Raw genomic sequence first — 12,853 nt, forward strand, 5'->3', positions numbered from 1 at the left:
TCAAACTGGCGTCGATGCGAAACTGCCGTGGTTCAACTCCGTCGTTCGCCCTCGTTATTCGCGTTCGACCAGCACGCGTTTCGTCAACAGCAAAACGACGTCTCCTTCGTCGGTATGCATCCGAAGCTCGAACACGACGACGCCATGGTCTTCGTCCCACTCTTCGAGGCCAACGATTTCAGCGTCGGCGGAGAGAACATCGCCCGGTCTAACTGGTCGTCGCCATTGGAGCATTTCGACTTCGACGCCAGCGACGACGGCGAGCCCTGCTTGTTCGATGATGCCGTCCACAAACCGTCGCATGCTGATAGCGGCCGTGTGCCACCCACTGGCTACGAGTTCACCGAACATCGAATCCGCGGCCGCCGCCGAATCGGTATGAATCGGTTGAGGGTCGAATTGCTCACCGAACGAGGCGATCTCGTCCGCCGTGACCGTTTCAGCACCGAGGTCGAACGTTTCACCGACGACGAGGTCTTCGTAATACCGGGGCGTCGAATCGTCTGTCATCGGGATTACAACGGAATCGCATCGGAAATGAATTGCCCTCAGTCGGTGATGGTTCCTTAGTCGTACATGCGTTTGCTTACGACCAACCGATTGATCTCGTTCGTGCCGTCGTAGATCTGTGTTCCCTTTGCCTCGCGCATGTATCGCTCGACGGGATAGTCGTGCGAGTACCCTCGTGACCCGAGTACCTGAACCGCCTCTGTCGAAATATCCATCGCAGCATCCGTGGCGAAGGTTTTCGCCATTGCGGCGTCCTGCGTGACGCGTTCACCTTGGTCGCGACGAGCAGCGGCATACATCGTAAGCAGTCGCGCTGCCTGTGTTCGCGTGGCCATATCCGCGAGTTTGAAACCGATTCCCTGGAACTCGCGGATGGGTTGGCCGAACTGCTCGCGTTCGTCAGCGAACGCTTTCGCCGCGGAAAGCGACCCCTGTGCGAGGCCGACACCCTGGGCGGCGGTTCCGATTCGTCCGATGTCGAGCCCTTCCATTACATATCGGAAGCCACGTCCCGGTTCGCCGACGACGTTCTCGGCAGGTACCCGGACGCCGTCGAATCGAATCTCGCTCTCGATGGCTGCTTCACCCTCCATACAAGGGATGTTTCGGACGAACTCGATGCCGTCCCGTTCTGCGGGGTCGGGAATACCGACGAGGCTTACTCCGTCGTGGCCCTCTCCGCCGGTTCGTGCGACGACGAGCAGAAAGTCGGCAGCCTCGCCGTTCGTCGTCCAGACCTTGTGCCCGTCGAGTATCCATTCGTCGCCCTCACGACGTGCGGTCGTCTCCATCCCGGCGGCGTCGCTTCCCGCGTCGGGTTCGGTCATCGACAGCGCGGGGATGGCTTCCCCACGACAGACGGGCGCCAACCACTCCTCGCGTTGCCAATCGTCGCCGAATTCGGCGATGGGGTAGCCCACCAGTCCGCAGGCGATGTTAACCGCTCCGGCGACGAGTTTCCACGCCCGCGAAAGCTCTTCTACCGTCACCACGAACGACCGATAGTCGAGTCCTGCGCCGTCCACCTCGGTCGAAAACGGAACGCCAGTCAGTCCGGCCTCGCCGACACGACGGACGATTTCTGCTGGGAACTCGCCGCGTGCTTCGTACTCGTCCACGGACGGGACGATTTCCGCCTCACAGAATTCCCGAACCGTCTCGCGGTGTTTCTCGTGTGCTTCCGTCACCTCGAATTCACCGAGCATCGGCCGCCTCCTCGTCGATGACGGCGAATCCTTCCAACTCAACCAACGCATCATCCTTGAAGAACCCGCTCACTTCGAAGAGCGCGAGCGCGGGATACGCCTCGAAGTACCGACCGAACACCTCTCCCAGCGGTTCGAGGTTCGCTCGATACGAGTCCCGGTCGGCCACGAAAATGTTGAGCTTCACGATATCTTCGCTCACGCCACCAGCCTCTTCGACTACCGTCGAGAGGTTTTCGAGCACCTGTTCAAACTGTCCGACGAGGTCATCGGGGGCGACGATGTCGCCGTTCGACCCGGTCGCATCCTGCCCGGCAAGATAGAGCGTTTTCCCGCCGTCTACCAGAACACCGTGGTTGAACCCGCGCGGCTCGGCCAACTCGGGTGGCGCGACGATTTCCCGTTCCATGTGTGGAAATGACTGGCGCAGCTATCTTAATTGCTGTCCCCTATTATCCGGTTTCAGGAGGCATCGGACGACGTACCCGCTCTGGCTAATACCGTGGGTGGCTAGGTGTAAATTGAGGGAAAAGTATGCTAGAAAATGGTACTAAATACGGTCAGAAGCAGTCATCGACGCTGTATTCGGCGGTCGAACGTAGGAGTGTACCGACCGGTGTCGAAACCACTGACGAACTCGTAGTGGTGGGTTGAATGACGGCAAACGTTCTCTCCCGTACGCGGCGAACCATCGGTGCATCAAAGCGGAACGGGGAGGTCCTGGGCTATACACTGTGGTTTGTACAGGGAGTGCTCGCACTCCTCTTCCTGTACACCGGTGGGACAAAGCTGATACTACCGCTTTCGTTGTTAACAGCGCAGACACCCGTCCCACTTCCCGGTCTATTCATACGGTTCCTTGGGATTGTCGAAGTACTTGGGGCAATCGGATTGATTCTGCCCGGACTCCTCCATATCCGGGTAGGTTTGACACCGCTGGCAGCCGCTGGGTTGGTACTCATTATGGCCGGTGCGACGGTGCTCACCTTGGTCAGTGGAGGGGGCGCGATGGCGTTGTTTCCATTTGTGGTGGGATCACTTGCGACATTCGTCGCCTACGGCCGCTGGCGGCTTCGACCGCTGAGCAACTGAATCCGGGGTGGAACCCCACACGACTCGGTACTCTCTTTCCGATGCCGAAATTCGAATCGAAGGCTCAGAGCATTACGTTAGGCGCATCAGGAAAATATTAGACGGAAAACGACACGAGCGCCGCGAGGTATACTACGAAGGCGACGATCGATGCCATCGTTCGGACGTGATTCCACCGCGCCCAGCGTGCTCGAACCGCCGTCCAATCGTCTGGCGGCGATGATGGTGACCAAGTTTCAATATACTCGTTCATCGGAATGTGAATCGCCATCGTCACCGCGATAGTTCCGACCAGGTAGATGACCGTCCCGACGAGGACCAATTGACCGTACTGCGCCATCCATTCCCCTCGCAAAAGTATAGTCGCAGCGCTGACGGACGACATCACGATGGAACCGGCGAATACCACGCCAAAAGCGGCGTTGAGGATGACCTCGTTGATCGTTTGTATCGCCGTCGTGTACTCCGATGCAGAGAGATACTCAAACGCCAACACAACGCTCACCGAGTAGGAAAAGAAGAGTCCGGCGATAATACCAACGAAGAACGTCGATGCGGTAAGGACGAACACGACGAGTTCCTCGGAAATGATATTTTGTGACATGGCGTGGAAATCGATTCGTTACGGGGCTGACTCTTCTGTTTCCACCTTCACCGGAGGTGTTTAATACGGTTCTCCAAACGGTACGGCTCGGTACTCCAGTATTGACCGAACGTTCGCCAGCCATCGTCTTAACCAGAACGGTCCGATCAACACTATTACGCAGCGCCTTTGAGCCATCAACCCCCTCCAAATCCATCTCAAAACGATTTTTTTTAGAAAGTAATCGATTTGTATTGGTATGCTGGCATTACGGACAATATCCTCCACGAGACACCGATTTCTCACCGGTACCATTACTGGTTTCATCGCCGTGTCAGCACTCTCTATCACCGATACAAAATCATTCTATGCACAGAGAACGGGCACGGAGACAAAGTGGGGATCCTTTGGTATCCTTTTCCTATCGCGTTCGCTGTCCTACACAGATTACCACCTACCGGAGGTTTATGTCGAAACATTCGTTGATATCCGCTATGCAATACGACTGTTCGTTTCTCGAAAATCTGGAGTTGGACGGGACGGTCTCGTACGGCCAATCCGACCGCGGAAACCACGCCGGTGACTTCGGAACCCGCGACGAGGACAAATCCGACCCCGATGTCGTCGTTTTCGCCGAGTCAACCGCGGATGTCGCCACGACCGTGGGTGCGGCAAACGACCACGGTGTCCCGGTTACTCCCTATGCTGCGGGGACGGGTTTGGAAGGAAATGCCACGCCGGTTGCGGGGGGTATTAGCCTCGATACGACGCGGATGGACGCCGTCCGTGAAATCCGACCCGACGACCTCCAAATCGACGTGGAGGCGGGTATCATCGGTGACGAGGTGAACGAGGCGCTTGAACGGTACGGGCTGTTTTTCCCGCCGTTGCCCTCCTCCGGAGCGATTTCCACTATCGGAGGCATGATCGCCACCGACGCGTCCGGCCAGCGTACCGTCAAGTACGGCGAGGTCGCCGATTGGGTGCTCGAACTGGAAGTGGTGTTGCCGGACGGGTCGGTCATCGAGGCCGGGAGTAAAGCGGCGAAGACGTCGAGCGGCTACAATTTGAAGGAACTCCTTATCGGTAGCGAGGGGACGCTTGGCATCATCACGCGGGCGACCCTCGAACTCGCCGGTCGTCCCGAACAAGTCAAAGGCGGCCGTGCCGTCTTCCCGACGTTGAACAACGCCACCGAGGCGATTTCTGATGCAGTCACGTCGGGGGTGGACGTGGCAAAAATCGAACTCATCGACGATCAGACCGCCATGCTGGCAAACGACTACTCCGATACCGACCTGCCGGAACGACCGATGGTGTTCGTGGAGTTCCACGCCAACCACGGTATCGAAGAGGAGATCGACTTTTGCCGAAGCATCTTCGAAGCGCACGACCTCGAACGGATGGAAATCGCGAGCGGCAAAGAGATGGAGCGACTCTGGCAGGCCCGGAAGGATATCACGTATGCCGCCGAGGAGTACGATCCGGATCTCGATATCGGGCCGCCCGGCGACGTGACCGTTCCGATCAGCCGCTACCCCGAGATGATCGCCGAGGTCGTTGCGACCGCAGAAGCGTACGATTTGTTCATTCCCTGCTTCGGGCACGCCGGGGATGGCAACCTCCATTATTTTGCGCTAGCCGACTACGATGACCCCGAGGAGGTCGCTCGCGCTCACGAGGCATACGCAAAACTCGTCGAACGTGCTATCGAACTCAACGGCACGGCAACGGGTGAACATGGGGTTGGTATTGGCAAGCGCAAGTTCATGGAGTTAGAGCACGGCACGGCCGCTGTGAATGCAATGCGGGCCATCAAGCAAGCGCTCGACCCAAAGGGGACGCTGAATCCCGGAAAAATCGTTCCGTCCGAACACGACTGAGGACGATCTGCAGTCGAATCGAAATCGTCGAACCAGCTATTCGACCGCTGCCGAATCGCTGCTCGGACGTGCTTCGTGAGCCTCGTCGGTCTTTCGAGCGAAGTATGTCGCCAGGGTGGGTCCGACGATGAGCATCCAGACGCTAAACAATGCGGGGAGAAGTGCCGTCAATGGAGTAAAGAACGTGACCGCGAGCGCGGCTGCCAGCCCGGAATTCTGCAGACCCACCTCGAACGTACAGGCGCGAATACGGTCTTCCGGCATGTTTGCCGCGTGCCCGATCGCGTACCCAGAGCCAAACCCAACCGTGTTGTGGATGATCATTGCGGCGACTGCAACGGCACTCACGGTGAGGATGTTCTCGGCATTGAGACCGACCACGGCCGAGACGATAACGACGATCGCAATCACGCTGATCGACGGGAAAACGACCAGACTCGTTTCCGCGGCGGTCGGTGCCTTTCGTTCCATCAGCTGACGAATGACGAGGCCAGCGACGACGGGGATGAACACGACGAACATGATCTCGCGAAACATCTCAACGAACGTGACCTGAACCTCGGCACCAGCGAGGAAGAGGACCCACGCTGGCATCACGATCGGAGCGACGATGGTGGTCAACGACGTGATCGCGATCGACAGTGCGACGTCCCCTTTTCCGAGATAGGTCATGACGTTCGAGGACGTTCCCCCAGGGGCGGCACCGAGCAGGATGATACCAATCCCGAGTTCGGTGGGAAGGTTGAACACCTGCACCAAGAGGTATGCCGTCACCGGCATGATCGTCCACTGTGCGAGGGAACCGATGACGACGTCCCTGGGTCGTTCGACGATTCGTTTGAGATCGACCGGCGTCAGCGTCAGCCCCATTCCGAGCATGACCACCCCCAACAGGGGGGAAATATACTCGCCGATCCACGTGAACGCGGATGGTTGGATGAGTGCCAATACCGATGCAGCGATCACCCAAACGACGAAGTAGTTATTGATGAATTCCGATACTCGTTCGATTTTCGATAAGTATGTCATGATGTTCTACTTTGGTCTCTCGACCGACTCAAACGACTACAGTTGCCACCAGTTCTCGACCGTCAGCACCTCATCGACTACTTGTTTCTCGAGAATCCTTGTCGAGTTTCGGTATCGGTGCGATTCCAACTGTATATCCACTGGTAACGAACCTGTACAGGTGATTCGCCGGTTTGTTTTTATAATTAACTACTTAGGCAGTTTGTTCGATAGAATTTTTCCGAAATTTGAATTTGTGATCGATAGTCACTCAGCTACCGACCGGGTGCGGGATTCTCGGGCGTGAACAATACCAAATCTGCGCGGCCGCTCCCGACCATCGTGTTCACCTCGTCGTATGTCGTCCGGTAGTTCGTCGACAGCGTCGGTATTTCCACCTCGTTTCGGAACCGTTCGCTGAACCGGCCCAGCGTTTCGGTGTCGAACGCCGGTCGTTCACGGACGGACGCCTGCCCCGCAACAATCGCGAGAAGGTCGCACCCACGTTCCTTGAGCACTCGTGCGACTTCGTACGACTCTCGTGTTTTGAACCCGTTGAGGTTCCAGTCGGTCGCCTGGAGTGTCACACCGATGGGCTTCTTATCGGGCCAAACGTCCCGAATCGCATCGAACACTTCGAGGGGATAGCGCATCCGGTTTTCGAGCGATCCGCCGTACTCGTCGTCGCGATCGTTCGCGAGCGGTGAGAGGAAACTCGACAGCAGATACCCGTGTCCGGCGTTCAGTTGGACGTGGTCGAATCCGGCCGCGTCCGCCCGCTCCGCCGCGCCGACGAACGCTGTCCGAACTCGGTCCAAATCGTCGGCATCCATGGCGGTTGGCGTAGGACTCGCTGGGCCGAACGGTTTCGCCGACGGCGCGAACAAGTCCCACCGTTCGTCCTCCGGAAGGGGACGGTCGAGGCCGTGTTCTCTTGACTTCGTCGCACCACGCCGACCGGCGTGGAACAGGGACGCACCGACGACGGTTTCGGTCGGTGACGATTCGCGGATGCGACCGATCGCACTATTGAATGCGTCATTGTGTTCGTCGGCATACAGTCCCGGCGTCCCGGCCGTTATTCGCCCGTCAGGAGTGACAGCCAGCGGGTCAGTGAGGAGTAGTCCCGGTCCACGTTCACCCTGCCCAACTAGTCGGTCGAGATACGAATCGGCCGGGCGGCCGTCGGTCGCCACCTCGGTTGGCGGAAGCGTCATTACAGTCCGGTTCGGCACCGTTACCTCCCGTAGCGGGAAACGTTTGAACAGCGGTGGCGTCGCCACTGCGGTCGAACAATTGCCTTCGGCCGCTGCGAACCATTGGTCGAACTGATCGACGAACGACGGGTCGCGGACCCGGAGATTGTCGTATGTGATCCGTCCGCTCCGGGTGAGCAAATTGAACGCGAACCGCCGTGGCTCGAGATTTTGGTAGCGTTCGACGTTTTCGAAGTAGTTCTCGCTTCGTTCCGCCGCTTCCTGCAGTCCCGTGACGCGTGGTCGTCGTTCTTTTTCGTACCAGTTGAACGCCGCTCGGGTGTCACTGCCGTGCTCCTCGAACGCCTCTTGAAGGGCGACTGCGTCTTCCATCGCCATCTTCGTCCCCGACCCGATGGAGAAATGTGCGGTATGGGCGGCGTCGCCGATGAGGACCACGTTTTCGTGCGACCAAGTGGCATTTTTCACGGTCGGGAAGTTTCGCCACGCGTACAGCTTCGACTGGAGTTCGTACCCGTCGAGATGGTCCGAAAACAGATCCTCAAAGTACTCGAGCGCTTCGCCCTCGCTTACCTCGTCCATCCCCGCAGCCCGCCACGTGTCCTCCGTGCATTCGACGATGAACGTACTCTTGCGCCCCGGATAGGCGTGAATACGCCAGAGACCGTGTTCGTTTTCCCTGAAGACGAACGTGAACACGTCGAAGGGCTTGTCCGTTCCGAACCACGCGAATTTCGCGTTTCCGGCGCTTTCGTTCGGACGGAACGCCTCCTCGTAGCGTTCCCGAACGGTGCTGTTCAGTCCGTCGGCGCCGATGAGAACGTCCGTGTCTTCTCGGAGTCGTTCCGGATCGTCGATGGCGTCACCGTGGCGGAGTTCGACACCGAGTTCCGCCGCTCGCTCCTGCAGAATCGACAAAAGGTCGGCGCGCATGATTCCCGCGAAGGAGTGGCCACCGCATCGGAAATACTCCCCATCGTAGTGGATGTCGATGGGGTCCCAGCGGACGAATGCATCCGTGATTCGTTCGTGGCTTAGCCGGTCCGCCTCACGGAGCGAGGAAAGGGTAGCGTCGGAGAAAACGACACCCCAGCCGTAGGTGTTGTCAGCGGGGTCACGCTCGTGGACGACGACCTCCCACTCCGGAAAGGACTTCTTCAGGAGGAGGGATGCGTAAAGGCCGCCCGGCCCACCTCCGAGTACGTCCACCCTCACGCCCGGTCACTCCCGTCCCACTTGTCACCGAGGGTGTCGGCCAGCAAGTCGAACTGTTCGGAGTCGGCGACGGTCGGAAACAGGACCAGTTCGTCACACCCCTCGTCCTCGTATCCTCGGACGAACTGCGTGACCTCCTGCGGAGTCGTGAGCAGTCCGTCCGCGATTCGCTCGGCGAACGGCCCGGTGAACTCGTAGTAGTCGAGGAGATACTCCCGTCCTTTTTCGGCGACGTCCTCGTCGCCGAGTGCGTAGTAACCGTGACCCCAGACGGCCGGAGTTTCTGGCCTCTCGCATTCGGTCCACGCCGCGTTCGCGCGCTCGGCTTGTCGAGCGAACGCTCGTGGCGGCCCGCCCCCGTGGATGTAGCCGTCGGCGAACCGCCCGACTCGGCGATAGGTGTTGTCGCTATCCCCGCCGACAAGAATCGTCGGACCGCCTTCCTGAACCGGGTCGGGTCCAACGTCGTCGCCCTCCCAGTAGTCCCGCAGTTCGGCCAACTGCTGGTCGAACAGTCGACCTCGTTTCCCGAACTCGACACCGGCCGCGTCGTAGTCGTCCTTTCGAGCACCGAGTGCCATTCCGAGCGTGAGACGACCGTTCGAGAGAACGTCGAGCGTCGCCGCCTTCTTCGCCAGCGCGGCATTGTTCCGGAGCGGGCCCGCGATAATCGTCGTCGCCAATTCGATTTCCTCGGTGACCGACGCACAGGCCGCGAGGGTGGCTACCGGGTCGAGTCCGTGGTAGCATAATCGGTCGAACACGCCGAGGCTGGTAAAGGGTCCCTCATCCGCCCACCTTGCCCACGAAAGTATCAGTTCCCGGTCGGCTCCATCCAACGTATTCGGCAGTCCAATCCCGACTTGCATGATTATTTGTACTCCGATTGCAACCTACATCATCCTATATCTACCGATGGGTGTTATCAATTACCAAATACCGTTTTCTACACTACGACACGGGAAAGATTCACTTTTCGCGAGTATCGTCGTTGGAAACCAACCCGAGACAGAACGCCAAAACGGAATCCTCGCGCTTTCGATCACCCTTGTTCGCGTTTTCTAAGTTCGTTTCTTCGAATCTTCCCCGTCTCCGTTTTCGGGAGTTCGGCGACGTATTCGATGCGACGGGGGTATTTGTACGGTGCAATTCGACTTTTCACGTGTTCCTGGAGCCTTGTCGTGAGTCCGCTGCTCGGCTCGTACCCGTCAGTGAGGACGATGAATGCTTTGACAACCTTGCCACGTTCCTCGTCGGAACTGCCAACGACCGCCGTTTCGTATATTTCCTCGCGCTCTTGAAGAGTCGCTTCGACTTCCGGGCCAGGGACGTTGTACCCGCTTGAGATGATGAGATCGTCGCGCCGGGATTTGTACTCGAATCGGTTGTCTTCCGTCCGGACGAACACGTCGCCGGGGAGGCTCCAGCCGTCTCGAACCGCCAGCTCCTGCTTTTCGGGGCGACCCCAGTACGTAACGCCTGTCGGTCCTCGCACGGCGAGCAATCCGGCTTCGCCGTGGTCGAGATCTTCGCCGGTGTCTGGGTCGATGACCTTACATTCGTAGCCGGGAACGGGGAGCCCCGTAACGGACGGGTCGATGTCGTCTCCCAATCGGTGACTGACGAAAATGTGTAGCATTTCGGTCGAGCCGAGTCCGTCCAGCAGTTCGATACCGAGCGATGATTTCACGCGCTCGAACGTCGATGGCGAGAGTGGTTCGCCCGCGCTGATGCCGACGCGAAGCGACGAAAGGTCGGCAGCCGCAATGCGGTCGGAGTGTTCGTTGAGTAGTTGATTGTAGGCGGTTGGAATCGACCCGAGGATCGTTACGCCGTACGTATCCACAGCATCCACGAGGTCTATCGGTTCTGCGTTTTCGATGATAACGGTGCTCGCGCCGAATCGGAGCGGAAACGCGACGAGCACGCCATAGCCGAACGTAAACGCGATGGGTGGATTACCGGAGAACACGTCGTCTTCCGTCGGAGCAAGACAGTATCGTGCGTAGCCATCCACGATAGCGAGCATCTGTCGATGCGTGTGTACCGTCCCTTTCGGTCGCCCCGTCGTCCCGCTCGTGTACGCGATCATGGAGAGGTCGTCCCGGTGTGTCGCCGCGGCATCGAGTTCCGACGACGCCGACGCCAGGAGTTCGTCGTAATCGAGGAAGTCGTGCGCGACACCCTCGCGCGACGCGACGACGATCGTCTGAAGCGAATCACACGTCTCCATCGCGGCCTCGACCGGTTCCAGCAGTCCGTCGTGGACGAGAGCGGTCGTCGCGCCCGAGTCTTCCACGACATAGGTGCACTCTTTCGCCTGCAGGAGTTTCATCGACGGCACCGGAATGGCTCCGATCTTCTGAAGTGCGAGACAAGAGATGGCATACTCCGGCCGGTTCGGGAATCGAACGAAGACGCGGTCGCCGGGTTCGACCCCGAGATCTAAGAGTGCGTTTCCGAGACTGTTGACCCGCTCCAAGAGCTCATCGTAGGTGATTTTTTTGTCTTCGAAGTAGATGGCAACCTCGTCGCCTCGCCCCGCTTCGACGTTTTTATCGACGAGTTCGACGGCCGCATTGAGTGATTTCGGATAATGAAGTTCGGGAAGCGCGTGAACGATGTCTGCCCGCATGTCCACGGGTGGGAATTTTTCTACAGGGACGTTCCCTGATTGGATGCTGCTATCACGAAGCATACGATACCTTCAGTGTCATTCGTGATATAACCTGAGATGGATCTCGAACTGAAATGGTTCCCGTATATCGCTGCCGTCGATAGTGTGATTTTGGACGGCGAAAACAAAGCGTCGTTCTCTCCTTGGGGGAGTAGCTTTATGCAGAACCTGGTCGTCAAGTGATACTATGACAGACGTTGCTGTCGTCGGTGGGGGTCCCGCTGGGCTGAGTGCCGCACTGTTCGCTGCAAAGAACGGACTCGATACCATGGTGTTCGATACGGACAACACATGGATGCACAAAGCACACCTGTTCAACTACCTCGGTTTCGAGAGCATCGATGGAAGCGAATTCATGGAAAAAGCCCGTGAACAAGCGGACGATTACGGTGTGGACCGACACATGGGGACGTCGGTCACCGATATCGAACGGGATAAAGATCAGTTCCGGATTTCGACCGACGACGGCGACCACGAAGCAACCTATCTGGTTTTGGCGACCGGCGCGGACCGTGACCTCGCGGAGCATCTGGGCTGTGATTTCGACGACAACGACACCGTCTCGGTCGATTTGAGCATGGAAACCAGTATCGAGAACGCCTACGCGACAGGTGCGATGGTCCGCGACCAGGAGTGGCAGGCGGTCATCTCCGCCGGCGATGGCGGGGCAGCAGCGCTCGATATTCTGAGCAAGGAGAAGGGCGAACACTTCCACGATTTCAACACCCCCGAAGATGCGGACTGACACCACCGAGTAACAATCACTCGTCCGAAACGAGTGTCGTCTCGATGAGTCGCGCCGTTCCGCGTCTGATTCGCCCGCCGACCGCGGTCGCAGAGATATCCAACTGTTCGGCGAGTAGTTTGTGTGATGTCTGCCTCGGCTCCTCGAAATACCCCGCTTCGAATGCTCGAAGCAGGGTCCGTCGCTGTGCATCCGTTAGCGCTTTTCCATCGGCCGTGAGGCTCTCCTGTTGATACAGTCTGTCCAGCTCGAAAGAAATGTCTTCCTCACGGCAGTAATCCCACAGCCGTGAGAGGGACTCCCGGTCGGGAAGTTGGAGACGAAGGAGCCACCCCTGTCTCACGGTTTCCGCTTCGAGCATTAGCCCACCGACTTCGGTCGTTTTCGGGGTGAGAAGTTTCGTCTCCGGCGTATAACAGATTCGGTAAATGCGAGTGTCACCGTGGTCGGCCACCTTCTCCGACTCCTCGACCGTCCCGTCCTCATCGAGCGCGTCCTCAAACGATTCGAACTCCCCGGTTTCGCTCTCGACGAGGAAGAAAAACATGCCTGTTTCGGGGTCCGTCCCCGACGTCGGTACGACCTTGATGGTAACAGTAGGTACTGCCTCTATCGTCGGTGTGAGCGCAAGTTTCGGATGGTGAACTGTAACGTGCGAGATGAACGTCATGGTGAGCGTCGTTCGGCCTATCCCTGTCCGTCGAGAACGGACATGGGA

The 12,853-nt window shown here is 58.4% G+C and carries 12 protein-coding genes; 3 read left to right on the forward strand and 9 right to left on the reverse strand.

The annotated features are described in order from the left end of the window. Nucleotides 1-54: 54 nt before the first annotated feature. Genes OOF89_RS18685 through OOF89_RS18695 form a run of 3 tightly spaced genes read right to left on the reverse strand, consistent with a single transcriptional unit; the run spans nt 55 to nt 2,124 of the window. Nucleotides 55-510, reverse strand: a complete 456-nt coding sequence (locus tag OOF89_RS18685; RefSeq protein ID WP_266080900.1) for a MaoC/PaaZ C-terminal domain-containing protein — start codon at nt 508-510, stop codon at nt 55-57. A 56-nt stretch (nt 511-566) separates the two neighbouring features. Next, complete coding sequence (locus tag OOF89_RS18690) at nt 567-1,715, reverse strand: acyl-CoA dehydrogenase family protein (RefSeq protein WP_266080901.1); 1,149 nt, start codon at nt 1,713-1,715, stop codon at nt 567-569. After that, on the reverse strand, nt 1,705-2,124 hold the full coding sequence (locus OOF89_RS18695; RefSeq protein ID WP_266080902.1) for a RidA family protein: 420 nt from the start codon (nt 2,122-2,124) through the stop codon (nt 1,705-1,707). The genes OOF89_RS18690 and OOF89_RS18695 overlap by 11 nt, the downstream gene beginning before the upstream one ends. Nucleotides 2,125-2,369: 245 nt before the next feature. Here OOF89_RS18695 and OOF89_RS18700 point away from each other — a divergent pair, with 245 nt between their 5' ends. Further along, nucleotides 2,370-2,807 (forward strand): DoxX family protein, encoded by a 438-nt coding sequence (locus OOF89_RS18700; RefSeq protein ID WP_266080903.1) that lies wholly within the window; start codon nt 2,370-2,372, stop codon nt 2,805-2,807. Between the two features lie 97 nt (nt 2,808-2,904). Here OOF89_RS18700 and OOF89_RS18705 read toward each other — a convergent pair whose 3' ends face one another. Further along, nucleotides 2,905-3,411, reverse strand: a complete 507-nt coding sequence (locus tag OOF89_RS18705; RefSeq protein WP_266080904.1) for an anthrone oxygenase family protein — start codon at nt 3,409-3,411, stop codon at nt 2,905-2,907. Nucleotides 3,412-3,884: 473 nt separating this feature from the next. On the opposite strand from OOF89_RS18705, the gene OOF89_RS18710 reads away from it, so the two are divergent. Further along, nucleotides 3,885-5,273: an FAD-binding oxidoreductase gene (locus OOF89_RS18710; RefSeq protein WP_266080905.1), complete on the forward strand. Its 1,389-nt coding sequence runs from the start codon at nt 3,885-3,887 to the stop codon at nt 5,271-5,273. Nucleotides 5,274-5,309: 36 nt separating this feature from the next. Here the strand turns inward: OOF89_RS18710 and OOF89_RS18715 are convergent, their stop codons facing one another. The 4 genes from OOF89_RS18715 to OOF89_RS18730 form a co-directional block, all read right to left on the reverse strand. Further along, nucleotides 5,310-6,302, reverse strand: coding sequence for a bile acid:sodium symporter family protein (locus OOF89_RS18715; RefSeq protein ID WP_266080906.1), 993 nt, complete (start codon nt 6,300-6,302; stop codon nt 5,310-5,312). A 254-nt stretch (nt 6,303-6,556) separates the two neighbouring features. Next, on the reverse strand, nt 6,557-8,713 hold the full coding sequence (locus tag OOF89_RS18720; protein ID WP_266080907.1) for an oxidoreductase: 2,157 nt from the start codon (nt 8,711-8,713) through the stop codon (nt 6,557-6,559). Further along, nucleotides 8,710-9,582, reverse strand: a complete 873-nt coding sequence (locus tag OOF89_RS18725) for an LLM class flavin-dependent oxidoreductase (RefSeq protein ID WP_266080908.1) — start codon at nt 9,580-9,582, stop codon at nt 8,710-8,712. The genes OOF89_RS18720 and OOF89_RS18725 overlap by 4 nt, the downstream gene beginning before the upstream one ends. Nucleotides 9,583-9,755: 173 nt before the next feature. Then, nucleotides 9,756-11,411 carry an acyl-CoA synthetase gene (locus OOF89_RS18730; protein WP_407661641.1) on the reverse strand — a complete coding sequence of 552 codons (1,656 nt, stop codon included), beginning with the start codon at nt 11,409-11,411 and terminating at the stop codon, nt 9,756-9,758. Nucleotides 11,412-11,577: 166 nt separating this feature from the next. Here OOF89_RS18730 and OOF89_RS18735 point away from each other — a divergent pair, with 166 nt between their 5' ends. After that, nucleotides 11,578-12,135 carry an NAD(P)/FAD-dependent oxidoreductase gene (locus OOF89_RS18735; RefSeq protein WP_266080910.1) on the forward strand — a complete coding sequence of 186 codons (558 nt, stop codon included), beginning with the start codon at nt 11,578-11,580 and terminating at the stop codon, nt 12,133-12,135. 16 nt (nt 12,136-12,151) lie between these two features. On the opposite strand, the gene OOF89_RS18740 is transcribed toward OOF89_RS18735, so the two are convergent. Next, entirely contained in the window at nt 12,152-12,805 is a 654-nt protein-coding gene (locus OOF89_RS18740) for a helix-turn-helix domain-containing protein (RefSeq protein WP_266080912.1), read from the reverse strand. Nucleotides 12,806-12,853 lie beyond the last annotated feature (48 nt).

It is taken from the genome of Haladaptatus caseinilyticus (assembly GCF_026248685.1).
Taxonomy (GTDB): Archaea; Halobacteriota; Halobacteria; order Halobacteriales; family Haladaptataceae; genus Haladaptatus; species Haladaptatus caseinilyticus.

Coding starts and splice junctions, on each gene's coding strand:
- OOF89_RS18725 (WP_266080908.1), bottom strand. CDS start 9,582: ATGCAAGTCGGGATTGGACTGCCGAATACGTTGGATGGAGCCGACCGG.
- OOF89_RS18695 (WP_266080902.1), bottom strand. CDS start 2,124: ATGGAACGGGAAATCGTCGCGCCACCCGAGTTGGCCGAGCCGCGCGGG.
- OOF89_RS18710 (WP_266080905.1), top strand. CDS start 3,885: ATGCAATACGACTGTTCGTTTCTCGAAAATCTGGAGTTGGACGGGACG.
- OOF89_RS18690 (WP_266080901.1), bottom strand. CDS start 1,715: ATGCTCGGTGAATTCGAGGTGACGGAAGCACACGAGAAACACCGCGAG.
- OOF89_RS18685 (WP_266080900.1), bottom strand. CDS start 510: ATGACAGACGATTCGACGCCCCGGTATTACGAAGACCTCGTCGTCGGT.
- OOF89_RS18715 (WP_266080906.1), bottom strand. CDS start 6,302: ATGACATACTTATCGAAAATCGAACGAGTATCGGAATTCATCAATAAC.
- OOF89_RS18730 (WP_407661641.1), bottom strand. CDS start 11,411: ATGCTTCGTGATAGCAGCATCCAATCAGGGAACGTCCCTGTAGAAAAA.
- OOF89_RS18740 (WP_266080912.1), bottom strand. CDS start 12,805: ATGACGTTCATCTCGCACGTTACAGTTCACCATCCGAAACTTGCGCTC.
- OOF89_RS18735 (WP_266080910.1), top strand. CDS start 11,578: ATGACAGACGTTGCTGTCGTCGGTGGGGGTCCCGCTGGGCTGAGTGCC.
- OOF89_RS18700 (WP_266080903.1), top strand. CDS start 2,370: ATGACGGCAAACGTTCTCTCCCGTACGCGGCGAACCATCGGTGCATCA.
- OOF89_RS18705 (WP_266080904.1), bottom strand. CDS start 3,411: ATGTCACAAAATATCATTTCCGAGGAACTCGTCGTGTTCGTCCTTACC.